The 15,652-nt window shown below is 32.0% G+C and carries 16 protein-coding genes; 11 read left to right on the top strand and 5 right to left on the bottom strand.

Going from position 1 to position 15,652, the window contains the following annotated elements:
* Nucleotides 1-182: 182 nt before the first annotated feature.
* Nucleotides 183-638, bottom strand: coding sequence for a copper resistance protein NlpE (locus B4J88_RS05485; protein WP_291066748.1), 456 nt, complete (start codon nucleotides 636-638; stop codon nucleotides 183-185).
* A gap of 85 nt (nucleotides 639-723) precedes the next feature.
* On the opposite strand from B4J88_RS05485, the gene B4J88_RS05480 reads away from it, so the two are divergent.
* The 8 genes from B4J88_RS05480 to B4J88_RS05445 all read left to right on the top strand — a co-directional run bounded on the left by B4J88_RS05480 (nucleotide 724) and on the right by B4J88_RS05445 (nucleotide 6,773).
* Nucleotides 724-1,230 (top strand): methylated-DNA--[protein]-cysteine S-methyltransferase, encoded by a 507-nt coding sequence (locus B4J88_RS05480; RefSeq protein WP_291066747.1) that lies wholly within the window; start codon nucleotides 724-726, stop codon nucleotides 1,228-1,230.
* A gap of 39 nt (nucleotides 1,231-1,269) precedes the next feature.
* On the top strand, nucleotides 1,270-2,139 hold the full coding sequence (gene lipA, locus B4J88_RS05475; protein WP_125348635.1) for a lipoyl synthase: 870 nt from the start codon (nucleotides 1,270-1,272) through the stop codon (nucleotides 2,137-2,139).
* 79 nt (nucleotides 2,140-2,218) lie between these two features.
* A complete protein-coding gene (locus tag B4J88_RS05470; protein WP_125348637.1) occupies nucleotides 2,219-3,007 on the top strand; it encodes a GLPGLI family protein in 789 nt (262 codons plus the stop codon).
* 2 nt (nucleotides 3,008-3,009) lie between these two features.
* On the top strand, nucleotides 3,010-3,519 hold the full coding sequence (locus B4J88_RS05465) for a GLPGLI family protein (protein ID WP_291066744.1): 510 nt from the start codon (nucleotides 3,010-3,012) through the stop codon (nucleotides 3,517-3,519).
* 36 nt (nucleotides 3,520-3,555) lie between these two features.
* Nucleotides 3,556-3,768, top strand: a complete 213-nt coding sequence (locus B4J88_RS05460) for a hypothetical protein (RefSeq protein WP_115001551.1) — start codon at nucleotides 3,556-3,558, stop codon at nucleotides 3,766-3,768.
* A gap of 55 nt (nucleotides 3,769-3,823) precedes the next feature.
* Nucleotides 3,824-5,083, top strand: a complete 1,260-nt coding sequence (locus B4J88_RS05455) for a CinA family nicotinamide mononucleotide deamidase-related protein (RefSeq protein WP_180905061.1) — start codon at nucleotides 3,824-3,826, stop codon at nucleotides 5,081-5,083.
* Between the two features lie 94 nt (nucleotides 5,084-5,177).
* Entirely contained in the window at nucleotides 5,178-5,489 is a 312-nt protein-coding gene (locus tag B4J88_RS05450) for a GIY-YIG nuclease family protein (protein ID WP_038331876.1), read from the top strand.
* Nucleotides 5,490-5,612: 123 nt separating this feature from the next.
* Entirely contained in the window at nucleotides 5,613-6,773 is a 1,161-nt protein-coding gene (locus B4J88_RS05445; protein WP_115001545.1) for a dicarboxylate/amino acid:cation symporter, read from the top strand.
* 59 nt (nucleotides 6,774-6,832) lie between these two features.
* Here B4J88_RS05445 and B4J88_RS05440 read toward each other — a convergent pair whose 3' ends face one another.
* The 3 genes from B4J88_RS05440 to B4J88_RS05430 form a co-directional block, all read right to left on the bottom strand.
* Entirely contained in the window at nucleotides 6,833-8,068 is a 1,236-nt protein-coding gene (locus B4J88_RS05440; RefSeq protein ID WP_291066741.1) for a DEAD/DEAH box helicase, read from the bottom strand.
* A gap of 77 nt (nucleotides 8,069-8,145) precedes the next feature.
* Nucleotides 8,146-9,237, bottom strand: a complete 1,092-nt coding sequence (locus B4J88_RS05435) for an RluA family pseudouridine synthase (RefSeq protein WP_038331881.1) — start codon at nucleotides 9,235-9,237, stop codon at nucleotides 8,146-8,148.
* A gap of 11 nt (nucleotides 9,238-9,248) precedes the next feature.
* Nucleotides 9,249-10,208, bottom strand: a complete 960-nt coding sequence (locus tag B4J88_RS05430; protein ID WP_291066738.1) for a PASTA domain-containing protein — start codon at nucleotides 10,206-10,208, stop codon at nucleotides 9,249-9,251.
* 91 nt (nucleotides 10,209-10,299) lie between these two features.
* Here B4J88_RS05430 and B4J88_RS05425 point away from each other — a divergent pair, with 91 nt between their 5' ends.
* Together B4J88_RS05425 and coaD are read left to right on the top strand one after the other, a co-directional pair.
* Nucleotides 10,300-11,289 (top strand): D-alanine--D-alanine ligase, encoded by a 990-nt coding sequence (locus B4J88_RS05425; protein ID WP_291066737.1) that lies wholly within the window; start codon nucleotides 10,300-10,302, stop codon nucleotides 11,287-11,289.
* Nucleotides 11,277-11,738 (top strand): pantetheine-phosphate adenylyltransferase, encoded by a 462-nt coding sequence (coaD, locus tag B4J88_RS05420; RefSeq protein ID WP_280050987.1) that lies wholly within the window; start codon nucleotides 11,277-11,279, stop codon nucleotides 11,736-11,738. The genes B4J88_RS05425 and coaD overlap by 13 nt, the downstream gene beginning before the upstream one ends.
* A 61-nt stretch (nucleotides 11,739-11,799) precedes the next feature.
* Here the strand turns inward: coaD and B4J88_RS05415 are convergent, their stop codons facing one another.
* Complete coding sequence (locus tag B4J88_RS05415; protein WP_291066736.1) at nucleotides 11,800-12,396, bottom strand: ribonuclease HII; 597 nt, start codon at nucleotides 12,394-12,396, stop codon at nucleotides 11,800-11,802.
* Between the two features lie 102 nt (nucleotides 12,397-12,498).
* Between B4J88_RS05415 and B4J88_RS05410 the strand changes: the two genes are divergently transcribed.
* Entirely contained in the window at nucleotides 12,499-15,642 is a 3,144-nt protein-coding gene (locus B4J88_RS05410) for a SusC/RagA family TonB-linked outer membrane protein (RefSeq protein ID WP_291066734.1), read from the top strand.
* Nucleotides 15,643-15,652: the final 10 nt, after the last annotated feature.

Here is a 15,652-nt window from a genome sequence, read left to right as displayed (position 1 = left end):
TTGTGTCGATATTGGCTATGTAATGTTAAAAGTAATAAAAAGTTATTTCCGAAAATATTTTTTGGGCTTTGAGGGCTCAAAATATCTTCAGAATAACGTTGCAACTTACGCTGTTAGTAAGATACTACCATAATTTCAAAAATAGAAGGCAATCCGTAATCGAGATTGCCTTTTATTTTTTATTATTTAGTCTTTTTCAAGATGTATTTATCTTTCAAATTTCCTGTAATTTCTTTTCCTTGTTGATCCAAAACTTTCAATCTATTTTCTTCAACTTTCAACACTAATGGATTTACATTAGAATTTAAATGTAAAACATTTCCAGAAGCATCCCATTTATAAAATCCTTCGTCTTGATAAACTGTTTCTTTTCCTAAATATTCTTGCTCAATAAAAAAGTTACCATCTTTTTTCAATTCAACAATATATTTTATTCCTTCGCAATCGGCACAAGGTAAAATTCCTTCATATTTTCCAGCCCAATTCAAAGAGTTTTTAGAATTATGTTCTGCCATAGCTACAATAGCAGGAATAGCATTATCAATACTATTGTTTTTTTGTTCTTGTTGAACACCTTTTGATTGGCAAGAGAATATAATGAAGGATGCGAAAATACTCGCGAATATAGATTTTTTCATAAATTAATTTTATGATATTTTTAACAACAAATTTGATACCAAATTACGACTATATTTTTCTAACTTTCAACTAAAATTTTATAAAATGTTTCACTCAAAAAAAATACAAACACCTCTTGGAGAAATGCTTGCAATAAAGTCGGAAAAAGGACTTTGTATGTTAGAGTTTTTTGATGGAAAATCGACCGAAAAACAACTCAAAGAAATAGAAAACTTGGGTGATATTTTAGAAAAAGAAGATGAGGTTTTGAACCGTTTAGAAAATGAATTGAACGATTATTTTGAAGGGAATTTAAAAGTGTTTACCATTCCGCTTGATTTGATTGGAACAGATTTCCAGAAAAAAGTTTGGAACGAATTAATCAAAATTCCGTTTGGAGAAACAAGATCATACAAAGATCAATCGATAGCTGTTGGAGATTTATTAGCGATACGAGCAGTTGCAAATGCGAATGGAAAGAATAAAATTGCAATTGTAGTACCTTGTCATCGCGTAATTGGCTCAGATGGTTCGTTAACTGGATATGCAGGCGGAAAGAAACGTAAACAATTTTTGTTGGAATTAGAATCGCAACAATTGAATTTATTTTAGAAAAATAAATTGTAAATTAGCCAATCAGAAAAGTAATGTATGAGTGTTGAGCTATTACCAGATGGAAGAGTAAAAAAACCTGAATGGTTGCGTGTAAAATTGCCTACAGGGAAAAAACATCGTGAATTAAGAGGTTTAGTTGATAAATATAAATTGAACACAATTTGCCAAAGTGGAAGTTGTCCTAATATGGGCGAATGTTGGGGTGAAGGAACAGCAACATTTATGATTTTGGGAAATGTGTGTACACGTTCTTGTGGTTTTTGTGGCGTAAAAACTGGTCGTCCAGATCAAGTGGATTGGGCAGAACCTGAAAAAGTAGCGCGTTCTATCAAATTAATGCAAATAAAACATGCGGTTTTAACTTCTGTTGACCGTGATGATTTAAAAGATATGGGTTCTATTATTTGGGCAGAAACAATACACGCTGTTCGTAGAATTAGCCCAGGAACAACGATGGAAACTTTGATTCCAGATTTTCAAGGAATCGAAAAACACATCGATCGTATTGTAGAAGCTGCTCCAGAAGTACTTTCTCATAATATGGAAACGGTTCGTCGTTTAACGCGCGAAGTTCGTATTCAGGCGAAATATGATCGTTCGTTAGAAGTTTTACGTTATGCAAAAGAAGCAGGTCAACATCGTACAAAGACTGGAATTATGCTTGGTTTAGGTGAGTTTGAAGACGAAGTTTTTGAAACAATTCAGGAAGTTGCTGATGCAAATGTAGATGTCATTACAATTGGTCAATATTTACAACCAACGAAAAAACATTTACCTTTGAAAGAATTTATCACGCCAGAACAATTCAAAAAATACGAAGATTTCGCTCGTGGATTAGGATTCCGTCATGTAGAATCTGGACCATTGGTTCGTTCTTCTTACCACGCTGAGAAACATATTTTATAAAAATAATTTAAATTTAATATTTAGAAGAGTTGCAATGATTTGTAACTTTTTTTTTATTTTTAAAATATAAATTACAATTATGAAAAACTTCTTAACACTAATTATCATTTTTTCAAGTTTTGCGCAAGCGCAAGTTTATGAAGTGAAAGTAAGATTTAAACATCATACAAAGTATACTTCAGAATATATTGAAAAAGTTTTTTCAGATATTAAAAATGAAGAACAAAGAAAATGGAATATTGAACAGAATGAAAATCCAAAACCAATAGATTTTTTAATTTATTCTTCTAAAAATGAGCAAAATTCTGTTGAACAAGAAAAAATTAATAACGATCAAAATTATCAGGGAGAAATTAAAAAATCAGTTGTAGGACTGCCTTTAGGAGTGACATATTCAGATTTTAGATTGAATGAAAATTATAAAGAAGAAGATGTTTACGGTAAAAAATATATTGTCAAAAATCCAATAGAAGAGTTAGTTTGGGAATATTCAAACGAAACAAAAGAAATATTGGGTTATAAAGTTTATAAAGCAACTTCTGATTTTAAAAAATATAAAGTAGAAGCATGGTATACCAAAGAAATTGATTTTGATTTTATGCCGATAAATGTAAAACCAATTGAAGGATTTGTTTTAGAGATGAATTTATTTGTTGAAAGTGAAAAAGTTGGACGAATGGATAATATTATTCGTGTAGAAGCTATTCAACCAAATGTAAAAAAATATAAATTCAAAAATCCTCTTAAAGCTGATAAAGCTTCAAAATTACCTATTGTATCTCAACAAGAAATAGCAAAAATTTATGACGAAGCCAACAAGAAACGTAACGAAATGTATAATAACACTCAAGGAATTGATAAAAAATAAATATGAGAAAGCTATTAACACTAATCATTCTCATTTCAAGTTTTGTACAAGCACAATTTTATGAAATAGATTTTGAAGTAAAACCTCAAATTCATTTTACGGATAAAGCTTTAGAAGAGATGAAGCAATATTATCCAGATCAAAAACAAAGAGACGAAGTTTTAGAAATGTCTAAAAATATTCCTTCGATTAATTATCAATTTTCCTATAATAAAACTCAAAGTCAATCAGTAAATATTCAAAAAATAGATAATTCTCAACAAGCACAAGGAGGCTCAATGGGAATTAGTCCAGATATAGGAGAAAAACCAATTTTTGATTACAAAGAGAAAGTTTTTTACAATGAAACAGATTTGTTTGTAAAGAAAATGATCATTTATGATTCGCTGAATTATGTAAATTTTACTGATACTGGAAAAAGTAAAACTATTCTTGGAATCGAAACCAAAGAAGCAATCGGGAAATACAAAGATGTTGATGTTATTGCTTGGTATGCGCCTTTAATTCCTTAGTCATATTCGCCAGATAAATATTATGGTACAAAAGGTTTGATTTTAGAATTGCATTATAAATACACGAAAGATGATGTAGAAGTGATGATTTCATGGAATGCGACAAAGAAAAAAGAATTAAAAAAAGCACCAATTTTTACAATAAATAATAAGTTACAAAAGGTATCCTATTCAGAATTTATGAGAATGATTGAAGAGGATAATCAAAAACAGCGCGAATTACATAATCAAGGTGTAGATAGAAAATAAAATCATATAAATAATGAAATCAAACTTGCTTAACTTTAAGCAAGTTTTTTTGTGTATGAAAATTAAAGCGACATTACTCACAATTGGTGATGAAATTCTTATCGGACAAATTGTGGATACAAATTCGGCATTTATCGCCAAACAATTGAATACGATTGGGATTGAAGTGGAAGAAATTATTTCTGTTCAAGACGAAATGAATCATATTATTGAAGCTTTCGAACGAGGAATTTCTAAATCAGATATTGTAATTGTTACAGGAGGTTTAGGACCGACAAAAGATGATAAAACCAAAGTAGCTTTGTGTCAATTTTTAGATTGTGAATTAATTCAAGAACCAAAAATTTTAGAGAATATTGTTCAATTATTTCAAACAAGAGGTTACACAAAAGAATTAAATAGTCTGAATCAAGATCAAGCTTTAATTCCAGAAAAATCTACATTTATTCAGAACAAATACGGAACGGCGCCATGTCTTTGGACTACTATTAATGATAAAATCATCATCAATTTGCCAGGTGTTCCTTTTGAAATGAAAGGTTTGATGCGCGATGAAATTATTCAAAGATTACAAAACCAATTTCAATCAGAAACTATTGTTCATCGTGATATTTTGATAAGTGGAATTCCTGAAAGTGATTTAGCAATTTTGTTAGAAGATTGGGAAAATAATTTGCCCGAATTTATTCATTTGGCGTATTTACCGAATCGAACTTCTATTGATTTACGATTTTCAGCGTTTGGAACAGATAAAGAATTTTTACAAAATGAAATTCAGCATCAAATCAATCAATTCAAATTAATTGCAGGAGAATTTCTAGTTTCTGAAAATTCAGGAAATGCGCAGCAAATTTTGGGTGATATTTTAAAAGAAAAAGGATTGACAATTTCGACTGCCGAAAGTTGTACTGGAGGAAATATAGCAAGTTTGATCACTTCTGTTTCGGGAAGTTCTGCTTATTATTTTGGAACAATAGTTTCATACGACACTTCGGTAAAAGTAAATTTGCTAAATGTGAATCAATCTGATATTGATGAATTTACAGTAGTTTCGGAACAAGTTGCTGAACAAATGGCAAAAGGTGTTCGAAATCAATTAAAAACGGATATTAGTATTTCTACAACTGGTGTCGCTGGTCCAAATAAAGGTGAAGATGGAAAAGAGGTTGGAACAGTTTGGATTTCGATTACAAATGGTCATTCAACATGGAATAAAAAATATTTTTATCCCTATTTAGATCGAGAAGATTTCATCAAAATTGTTTCGAATAATGCACTTAATTTGGCAATTCAGTTTGTGAGAGAGGAGTGTTAAAATAATAATTCTTCGACAAGTTCAGAGTGACATAAAAAGATTATAAAATAATACTGCGGTCATTCTGAGCCTGTCGAAGAATAAAGCTTTGTTTATGAGAAAAATATATTATGTCTACATTATAAAATGTTCTGACAATTCGTATTATGTAGGGGTGACAAATAATCTCCAAAAAAGAATTAATGAGCATAACGATGGAATAGATTCTATGAGTTATACTTTTTCGAGAAGACCAGTTGAACTAGTTTTTAATCAAGAATTTTTAGACGTAAACTATGCAATAATTTTTGAGAAGAAATTGAAAGGTTGGAGTAGAGCTAAAAAAGAAGCTTTAATTAATAATAGATTTGAAGATTTACCTTTATTATCAAAAAATAGAAAAGACTCTTCGACAGGCTCAGAGTGACAATGTTCTTTTTATTTTGAACTTTTTTTAATTCATATAATTTCAAAGATTTAAAATATTTTCTAAAACATATTTAGTCTATTAAATTAATAGAGTTTATATTTGTCGCAAATTTTGTGTCAAATGTTAAAAAAGATTGCGAGCAATACATTATTTCGATTGCTTTTGGGTGTGATTGCCGGTTTGGTTTTAGGAATTTATCTGAACGAAAATACAATTCAAGTTGTTCTATCCTTAAAATATTTTACAGGACAATTAATCTTCTTTTTGGTTCCGTTAATTGTGATTGGTTTTATTGTTTCTTCAATTACGAAATTAAGCGAAGGTTCAGCTAAAATCGTAGGTTTTTCATTGTTAATTGCATATTTGTCTTCGATAGGAGCGGGGTTGTTTTCGATGATAGCAGGTTATCAAATCATTCCAAATTTATCCATTCCAATTTCTGTTGATTCGTTGCGAGAAGTTCCAAAAATTTTATTTCAATTAGATATTCCACCAATTTTTTCGGTGATTACAGCGCTGGTTATTTCGTTGATGTTGGGAATGGGAATTTTGATTACAAAAGCGAAGGAATTAGAAAAGATTTTTGACCAATTCAAAGACATTGTGATTCTTTTGGTAAATAAAGTTTTGATCCCTATTTTACCTTTTTTTATTGCTGCGAATTTTGCAATTTTAAGTTACGAAGGCTCTATTGAAAAACAATTACCAGTTTTCTTAAAAGTAATTTTGATTGTTATTGTTGGTCATTTTATTTGGATGACATTAATGTATACAATCGCAGGATTTTATCATAAAACAAATCCATTCAAACTTTTAAAATATTATCCACCTGTTTATTTAACGGCAGTTGGAACAATGTCTTCGGCGGCGTCTTTGGGGGTTGCTGTAAAAGCGGTGAATGATAGTAAGGTAATTAAACCTACGATTTCTAATTTTACGATTCCATTTTTCTCGAATACACATTTATGTGGTTCAGTGTTGACAGAAGTTTTCTTTGTAATGACGGTTTCGCAAGTATTGTACGGTCATATTCCAGATGTTGGAACAATGGTAACTTTTGTCTTGCTTTTAGGCGTTTTTGCAGTTGGTGCTCCTGGAGTTCCGGGAGGAACAGTTGTCGCTTCGTTAGGATTAATATCAAATGTTTTAGGATTTGATGAAGCTGGAGTTGCTTTAATCTTGACTATTTTCGCATTACAAGATAGCTTCGGAACAGCGTGTAACATTACAACTGATGGTGCATTGAGCATGATTGTAGATAAATATGCAGAAGAGAAATAATTTCAATTTATCTATAAAGAAAAAAAAATCACTTCATTTCGAAGTGATTTTTTTATAAATTATTTTCTTCTTCCTCGATGAGGATTCTTTGTTTTTGTATCTTTTTTGGGTTTAAAACCAGTATTATTTTTCTTGAAATTATTATTGTTACTATTCGCGTCAGGTAATTTATAAAACTCTTTTGGCGTTTTAATCACCGTCACATAATTACCAATTAATTTTTCAATATTCGCCAAATCTCCTCTTTCATCGGCAGCACATAAAGAAATAGCTTTTCCTTCGCGTCCCGCACGACCAGTACGTCCAATTCGGTGTACATATGTTTCAGGAACATTCGGTAACTCGTAATTGATCACATAAGGTAATTGATCAATATCGATTCCACGAGCAGCAATATCAGTGGCAATTAATACTTTTAATTTTTCTTCTTTGAAATCATTCAAGGCACGTTGTCTAGCATTTTGAGATTTATCACCATGAATTGCAGCAGCTGGAATTCCAGCCTTTTCCAAGTGTCTAACCAAACGATTTGCACCATGTTTTGTACGTGTAAAAATCAAAGTACGATCTTCTGGATGTTCGTTTAAAATGCTAACCAAAAGTTTTACTTTCATGTCTTTGTCTACATGATAAACAAATTGCTCAACCGTTTCGGCAGTAGAAGAAACAGGTGTTACGCTAACTTCTTTTGGACGACTAAGAACTGAATGAGAAAATTTTCGTATGTTTTTTGGCATTGTTGCCGAAAAGAAAAGTGATTGTCTTTCTTTTGGAATGATTTCTAAAATCTTTTTGATTTCATGAACAAATCCCATATCCAACATGCGATCGGCTTCATCTAAAACAAAAATCTCTATTTGATTAATTTTTAAATGTCCTTGTCCAATCAAATCTAACAAACGACCAGGCGTTGCAATTAAAATATCAACACCATTTTTGATGGCTCCAATTTGTGGATTTTGATTAACACCTCCAAAAATCGCCAAATGTTTTAACGGTAAATTTTTACCATACAATTTAAAACTTTCGTTGATTTGAATGGCTAATTCACGCGTCGGTGTTAAAATTAATGTTCTAATTTTTCTTCCTTTACTCGGAGAATTTGTTAAGTTTTGTAGAATAGGAATCGCAAAAGATGCTGTTTTTCCTGTTCCTGTTTGTGCACAACCAATAATGTCATTTCCTTCTAAAACTAAAGGAATAGATTGCTCTTGTATTTCGGTTGGTTCTGTATATCCAGCCTCTTCAATTGCTTTTAAAATTGGTTCAATTATATTTAATTCTGAAAAATTCATTGATTAAAATCGTGTAAGTTTTTATATAGAAATAGATAAGCACTTCCGTCGAAGTGCTTTATAATTAAAAAATAATTCTATTCCATTTCTTTTGCGTTGCGATCAATTTTTTCATCAGGTTCTGTAGCATGTACAGAGTTTACCGAATAATTTCTCCAACGTTCTAAAATATCTATCATATCAGCAGGCATCGGAGATTCGAAATACATACGTTCTCCTGTTGTAGGATGATCAAATCCTAATGTACGTGCGTGTAAAGCTTGGCGTGGACAAGCTGCGAAACAATTGTCAACAAACTGTTTGTATTTGTTGAATGTTGTTCCTTTCAAAATGCGATCTCCACCATAACGAGCATCATTGAATAATGGATGTCCCAAATGTTTAAAATGTGCACGAATTTGGTGTGTACGACCTGTTTCTAATTTACATTCGACCAATGTAACGTAAGAAAAATTCTCCATTACTTTATAATGTGTCACAGCATGTTTACCTTGATCTCCGTCAGGAAAAACTGCCATTTGCATACGATCTTTTAAGTGTCGACCAATATGTCCTGTAATTGTTCCTTCTTGTTCCGCCAAAACTCCCCAAACCAAAGCATTGTACAAACGGTCTGTGGTGTGAGCTGCAAATTGCTCTGCTAAACTTGTCATCGCAACTTCTGTTTTTGCAATAACCAAAAGTCCGCTTGTGTCTTTATCGATACGATGTACTAAACCAGGACGCTCCATTTGATCTGACATTGATGGTAAATTATCAAAATGAAACTTTAGGGCATTTACCAAAGTGCCTGTGTAATTTCCATGTCCAGGATGCACAACCATTCCAGGTTCTTTATCAATTACGACAACTTGATCGTCTTCGTAAATAATTTTGATCGGAATATCTTCTGCTATAACTTCATTCTCACGTGGAGGAGTTTCTAACATAATCTGAATAAAATCTCCAGGCTTTACTTTGTAATTCGATTTTACAGATTCATTGTTCACTAAAATGTTTCCGTTATCGGCTGCTTGTTGAATTTTATTTCTTGTCGCGTTCTCAATTCTAACCATTAAGAACTTATCTATACGCAATAACGATTGACCTTTGTCAACCGTTATTGAAAAATGCTCGTATAGTTTATTGTTGTCTTCCTCTTGTAAGAAATCTTCTAAATCTTCTGTCATTTATTCTCTTTCTATTCTATAATAACCTCTTCCGGGGCTTTAGGCGCTTCTGTAGGCTTTTGTTGCTCTGTAGGCTGATTATTTTGTTGTTGCATATCTTTGATCTGCTGTTCAGCTTTTTGTGTTATAATATCTCTATATTGAGAACCGCTAATTGTATCTTCGCCAAAGTTTTTGTACTGAATATCTAATTCTTTTAACTGCGTTCTAATTTTATCGCGAGGTTCTGTTGATAACCAAATATCAATTGGTTGACCTTGATCGTAAGTATCCGTAGCAAATGGGAACTGATAAACAACTCTTGCGTTGATTGTGTCATGAGAAGCTCCAATAAATTTGATTTGACCAATCTCGAAGAAATTATCTTTGATTGATTTTTTAGCTTCTGTCAACGTTAAATTAACCAAATTAGGCATTCTAACACCAGATAACATTCCGCGTCCTAATACCAAATCAACTGTTGCAAAACGAGGTAATTGTTCGCCTGCTTTTACAATTTTTCCGTTGTATAATATTTTTAGAACCGCGTCTTTTGCTAAATCTGGTTCGTAAATTATTTTTCCGATTTTAAGGCCAGAGATTTCTAATTGTGTAAAAGCCAAACGTTTTGATTTTCCAATTAAATCTGGTAATTCAACTGGGCGATATGTTTTCGGATTTGATTTAATAAAGATACGACGACCTTCTTTTACACGTGATTCTGCTGCTGGATAAAAATCCATAATTGCAAAAGGTTTCGTATTTGGATCAAAACGAGAACTATCTACTTCGTATGTCAAACCAAGTTCTTCTAACTTAGCTGTAGCATCAGTAATATTCATTTTAGATAAATCCGGAACTTCAACAAATTCATTGTGATTTGTATACGAATCTAACCAAACGTTAAAAATAAAATGGTAAAGCCCAAATGATAGTGCTATTACAATAGCTACATTCAGCAAAACTTGAATGATTGATTTTACTCCTTTCATTGAAATGATAAATTGTCGCACAAATATAGTTTAAAAATAATATTTATGATTGATGTCAAAGTTCTATATTTGAATAAATTTTAAATTAAACATGTTAAGAGTAGCAGTTGTAGCAGGTGGATATACGGATGAAAGCGTGATTTCGTTGAAAAGTTGCGAGTTAATTTACTCAAGTCTAAATCCAGAAAAGTACGACAGAACAAGGGTTCGAATCTTAAAAGAAGGTTGGTTTGCCGAAATTGATGGCGAAAAATATCCAATCAATAAAGGTGATTTCTCATTTCAAAAGAATGGAAAAAAAATTACGTTTGATGTCGTTTTTAATACAATTCATGGTACGCCAGGAGAAGATGGTTATTTGCAAGCGTATTTTGAAATGATTGGAATGCCTTATAATGGTTGTCCTTTTTATCAATCTGCCTTAACATTTAATAAAAAAGATTGTATTGCAGTATTGAGTAAATATGGAATTCCACACGCGAAATCTATTTATATTAATCAAGGTGATCAATATTCTGCAAAAGAAATTATCGATCAAGTCGGTTTACCTTGTTTCGTAAAACCAAATCGTTCAGGATCAAGTTTAGGAATTTCGAAAGTTCATAAAGAAGAAGAATTTGAGGCAGCAATGCAAAAAGCTTTTCTTGAAGATAAAGAAGTTTTGATTGAATCTTTCTTAGATGGAACAGAGGTTTCGGTCGGAGTTTTAAATTACAAAGGAGAAACAATGGTGTTGGGAATTACGGAAATTGTTTCGCACACAGAATTTTTTGATTATGATGCAAAATATAACGGTTTATCTGACGAAATTACTCCAGCTCGTTTAACGCCAGAAGTTGAAGCAAGAGTAAGAGAAATTGCTGCTAAAGCATATAAATGTATTAATATGTCTGGATTTTCTCGTTCAGAATATATTATTGTAAATGGAGAACCGCATTTTATTGAAATGAATACGTTACCAGGTTTTTCTCCTGCAAGTATTTTTCCTCAGCAAGCTGCTCATTCAGGAATTGCATTAGAGGATTTGATGGATAGTGAAATAGAATTTGCTTTAAATAGACCTTCAGCATGGATAGAGTAGCCGTATTTCCTGGGTCTTTTGATCCAATTACTTTAGGACATTTAGATATTATAGAGCGTGCAGTTCCTTTATTTGACAAAATTATTGTTGCTATTGGAACAAATTCATCGAAGAATTATATGTTTTCTTTGGAGCAAAGAATTAAGTTTATTGAAGATTCGGTTGCGAAATTCGAAAATGTAGAAGTGATTGCTTATAAAGGTCTGACTGTAGATTTTTGTGATAAAGTAAATGCACAATTTATTTTACGTGGACTTCGTAATCCAGCCGATTTCGAATTTGAGAAAGCGATTGCGCACACAAACCGAGCAATTACAAATCATAATATCGAAACAATCTTTTTATTAACATCTTCTGGTAAAGCTTACATCAGTTCAAGTATTGTTCGTGATGTCATGCGAAACGGAGGGAAATATGAGATATTAGTTCCAGATGTTGTGAGGATTTAGAATAACGTTATATTATATATATAAAACGAGAACATTTATATAATGCTCTCGTTTTTATTTTCTATAAATCTAAACTTAATTGATCTGGTAATAACTTAAATGTCATCCTATGATAAGGAGTAGCTCCAAATTCTTTTATAGCTAAACGATGAGCTTTTGTCGGGTAACCTTTGTTTTTTTTCCAATCGTACATTGGAAATTCTTCATGGATTTTTTCCATATATTCATCCCGATACGTTTTTGCTAAAATAGATGCTGCCGCAATATTCATATATTTAGAATCACCTTTTACAATACATTCGTGTGGGACATCATGGTATTTATTAAAACGATTTCCATCAACAACAATCAAATCTTTCTGACAATCTAATTGATCAATTGCTCTGTGCATAGCTAAAAAACTAGCATTTAAGATATTTATTTCGTCAATTTCATTTGGCCAAACAATTCCAATTGCCCAATATTTAGCATTTTCTTCTATAAATGTTCTCAACGAATTTCTTTTCTTTTCAGATAATTGTTTTGAATCATTAATAATATCGTTTTCAAAATTTTCTCCTAAAATAACGGCTGCTGCAACGACAGGACCACTTAAACAACCTCTTCCTGCTTCATCACAACCTATTTCGTATTCGTGATTTGATAAAACTTTATACAATTTTTTATTTTTTTAACAAAGTTATCAAAATTTAGCATAAAAAAGTTTTGTAAATGTTAGAGAAATCTTAAGTTTATAATAGTTTTAAAAATGTTTTAACAGATGAGGAGAAATTTAAAAAACTTGTTTGTATTAGGAGGACTTCTTTTAGGAGCTTCTTTATATGCGCAAGAAAAGACTGTTACAGGAACTGTAACAGACTCTGATGGACTTCCAGTTGCTGATGCTGTAGTAAAAACAACATCAGGAAAAGAAGCTTATACTGACGAAAATGGAGTATTTAGTATTGAAGCTAAGCAAGGAGATTTAGTAACAGTGGAAGCGATGGGGTTACCAACTCAGAGTTTCGCAGTTGGTGCAGGTTCAGAATATAAAGTAACTCTTAAGCCTTCTGAAACGGTAGAGTTAGAAGGGGCTGTAGTAACAGCATTAGGAATTACTCGTGATAAAAGATCATTAGGATATGCATCTCAAGAGGTAAAAGGAGATGTTATTCAAGCAGGTAGAGGAAGTAATGCATTACAATCTTTATCAGGGAACGTAGCTGGAGCTCAGATTACAGCACCTTCTTCTTTAGGAGGATCTACTCGTATTACTTTAAGAGGTATTGGATCTATTACAGGAGAAAACAGGCCATTAATAGTTATTGATGGTATTCCATTAGCTAATAATAATGTTAATGACAGTAATACGCAACGTGGTGCTGGAGGACGTGATTATGGTGATGGAGCTTTTGATATTAATCCAGATGACGTAGAATCTATCAATGTACTAAAAGGTGGACCTGCTTCAGCTTTATATGGAGCTAGAGCTGTGAATGGGGTAATTATGATCAAAACAAAATCTGGTAAAAAAGGTAGAGAAGAAATTACTGTAAATACAGGTGTTGCTTTTGAGTCTATTAACCAAATTCCAAAATTACAAAGTTTATATGGGGGTGGAGCTTCTGATACCTTTGAAACTGTAAATATTGGAGGTAAAGATTATCAAATTGTAGATTATGCTACAGATGAATCTTGGGGACCAAGATTTAACAATCAAGAAGTTTTACAATGGTATGCTTTTGATCCTGAATTTGCTAGCGATTACATGAAAACAACGCCTTGGAGAGCTTCAAAAAATGATGTAAAGTCATTTTTTAATACAGGAGTCGCATATACGAATAGTGTATCGTTTGCAAAATCTTATGAGGCTACTAATTTAAGAGTTTCGTTATCTAATGTTAACCAAACAGGTATCGTTCCAAATTCTAGTTTAAAGAAAACGACAGCAAGTATTAACTTATCAAATAAATTTAGTGATGTATTTACTGTAACAACTAATTTAACTTATACTAGAACTGACGGTTTCAATAGACCAGAGGTTGGATATGGAGATAACTCAGTAGCTCAAAAAATGTTCCAATGGGGGCAAAGACAATTGGATTATAATAAATTAAAAGATTATAAATTAGCGAATGGTAACCAACGTTCTTGGAATAGAACATCTTGGGATGATGGAACTCCTGCATATTCTGATAATCCATACTGGGTAGTGAATGAAAATACATCAAAAGATAAAAGAGATCGTTTTTATGGAAATGTAGAGTTTAAATATGACATCGCACCAGGACTTTATGCTGTTGCAAATGTAATGGGGGATACTTATGATATGCAAATATCTGAGCGTGTAGCGGTAGGCTCTCAGGCAATGTCTGGATATGGAGAAGACTATTACAAGTTTACTGAAATGAATTATGAAGGGCGTTTACATTTTGATAAAAAATGGGGAGATTTTTCTTTAAACTCATTTGTAGGAGTAAATAGAAGACACAGAACATCAAGTAGATTATCATCCTCAACAAATGGAGGATTAGTAGTTCCTAATTATTATTTTATTACAAATAGTTTAGATAACCCTACAACATCAAATAATAGAGCAACTGTAGAAGTAAATTCTATTTATGGAATGGTTTCTTTGGGATATAAGAATATGCTATTCTTAGAAGCAACTGGTCGTAATGATTGGTTTTCAACTTTACCTGTAATAAATAACAGTTACTTTTATCCATCTGTAACAGGGAGTTTTGTGTTTTCTGAAGTATTTAAACCAAGTTGGTTAAATTTTGGTAAAGTAAGAGCTGGGGTTTCGCAAGTATCATCGGATTTAACAGAATTCCAAACAAGAGATGTTTTAGTTTCAAATATCAACTTTAATGGTACACCGACGTTTATTCAATCAAATACTAAGTTAAATCCATTATTAAAACCTGAGATTAAAGATACTTGGGAGGTAGGTATTGAGGCATCTATGTTCAATAATCGTTTCGGTTTTGATGTGACTTATTACAACGAAAAACGTACAGATTTATTAGTGCCGGTTCAACATTCATGGTCAACAGGATATGGATACAAATGGTTAAATGCTGGAGAAATGACTAACGAAGGTGTAGAAGCATTAGTAAATATCGTTCCATTAAGAAATCAAGATTTTGAGTGGAGAGTAACTTGGAACTTTGCGAAGAATAACAATAATGTTGGAAAAATTTCTGATGAGATTGATTCGTATAACTTAACTAATGCTCCATTTAGTGTTCAACTTTGGGCTTTATCTGGTCAACAGTATGGACAGTTAAGAGGTACAGACTTTGTTTATGATGATCAAGGTAATAAAGTAGTAGATGCAAATGGATTCTATGAAAAATCTGAAGTTAAGAATTTAGGATCAATTATTCCTGATTATAACATGGGTATCCGAAATACATTTACATACAAAGGGGTTTCTTTATCTGCATTAATTGATATTCAAAAAGGAGGTAAATTCTTCTCTACTTCACATATGTGGGGAATGTACTCTGGAATGTTAGAAGAAACCGCGGCTAATGGAGTTCGTGAGAATGGAGTTGTTGCAGATGGTGTAATGTGGGATGAAGGAACAAAATCATATGTTAAAAACACAACTGAAGTTTCTGCTTACGATTATTATAAAGCATATTATAATGGTGTAGATAGCCGAAATGTTTTTGATGCAGACTACATCAAATTACGTGAAGTAACTTTATCGTATACTTTCCCTAAAAAATGGGCAGGGCCTTTTGCTAACGTTACTGTATCTGCATTTGGTAGAAACTTAGCTACATGGGGATTAGATAAAAAAGGATTTGATCCTGAAATGGCTTCTTATGGTTCTGGAAATATACAAGGTATTGAAGGAGGGTCTTTACCATCTACAAGAACTTATGGTATGAATCTTAAGTTACAATTCTAAAAATTAAATT

It is taken from the genome of Empedobacter sp. UBA5036, from assembly GCF_002415215.1.
Classification (GTDB): domain Bacteria; phylum Bacteroidota; class Bacteroidia; order Flavobacteriales; family Weeksellaceae; genus Empedobacter; species Empedobacter falsenii_B.
This window is presented reverse-complemented; position numbering and strand designations above follow the sequence as displayed.

What these genes read in the sequence shown, in the direction of transcription:
- B4J88_RS05485 (WP_291066748.1), bottom strand. Translation starts at nt 638, where the DNA reads ATGAAAAAATCTATATTCGCGAGTATTTTCGCATCCTTCATTATATTC.
- B4J88_RS05480 (WP_291066747.1), top strand. Translation starts at nt 724, where the DNA reads ATGTTTCACTCAAAAAAAATACAAACACCTCTTGGAGAAATGCTTGCA.
- lipA (WP_125348635.1), top strand. Translation starts at nt 1,270, where the DNA reads ATGAGTGTTGAGCTATTACCAGATGGAAGAGTAAAAAAACCTGAATGG.
- B4J88_RS05470 (WP_125348637.1), top strand. Translation starts at nt 2,219, where the DNA reads ATGAAAAACTTCTTAACACTAATTATCATTTTTTCAAGTTTTGCGCAA.
- B4J88_RS05465 (WP_291066744.1), top strand. Translation starts at nt 3,010, where the DNA reads ATGAGAAAGCTATTAACACTAATCATTCTCATTTCAAGTTTTGTACAA.
- B4J88_RS05455 (WP_180905061.1), top strand. Translation starts at nt 3,824, where the DNA reads ATGAAAATTAAAGCGACATTACTCACAATTGGTGATGAAATTCTTATC.
- B4J88_RS05450 (WP_038331876.1), top strand. Translation starts at nt 5,178, where the DNA reads ATGAGAAAAATATATTATGTCTACATTATAAAATGTTCTGACAATTCG.
- B4J88_RS05445 (WP_115001545.1), top strand. Translation starts at nt 5,613, where the DNA reads ATGTTAAAAAAGATTGCGAGCAATACATTATTTCGATTGCTTTTGGGT.
- B4J88_RS05440 (WP_291066741.1), bottom strand. Translation starts at nt 8,068, where the DNA reads ATGAATTTTTCAGAATTAAATATAATTGAACCAATTTTAAAAGCAATT.
- B4J88_RS05435 (WP_038331881.1), bottom strand. Translation starts at nt 9,237, where the DNA reads ATGACAGAAGATTTAGAAGATTTCTTACAAGAGGAAGACAACAATAAA.
- B4J88_RS05430 (WP_291066738.1), bottom strand. Translation starts at nt 10,208, where the DNA reads ATGAAAGGAGTAAAATCAATCATTCAAGTTTTGCTGAATGTAGCTATT.
- B4J88_RS05425 (WP_291066737.1), top strand. Translation starts at nt 10,300, where the DNA reads ATGTTAAGAGTAGCAGTTGTAGCAGGTGGATATACGGATGAAAGCGTG.
- coaD (WP_280050987.1), top strand. Translation starts at nt 11,277, where the DNA reads ATGGATAGAGTAGCCGTATTTCCTGGGTCTTTTGATCCAATTACTTTA.
- B4J88_RS05410 (WP_291066734.1), top strand. Translation starts at nt 12,499, where the DNA reads ATGAGGAGAAATTTAAAAAACTTGTTTGTATTAGGAGGACTTCTTTTA.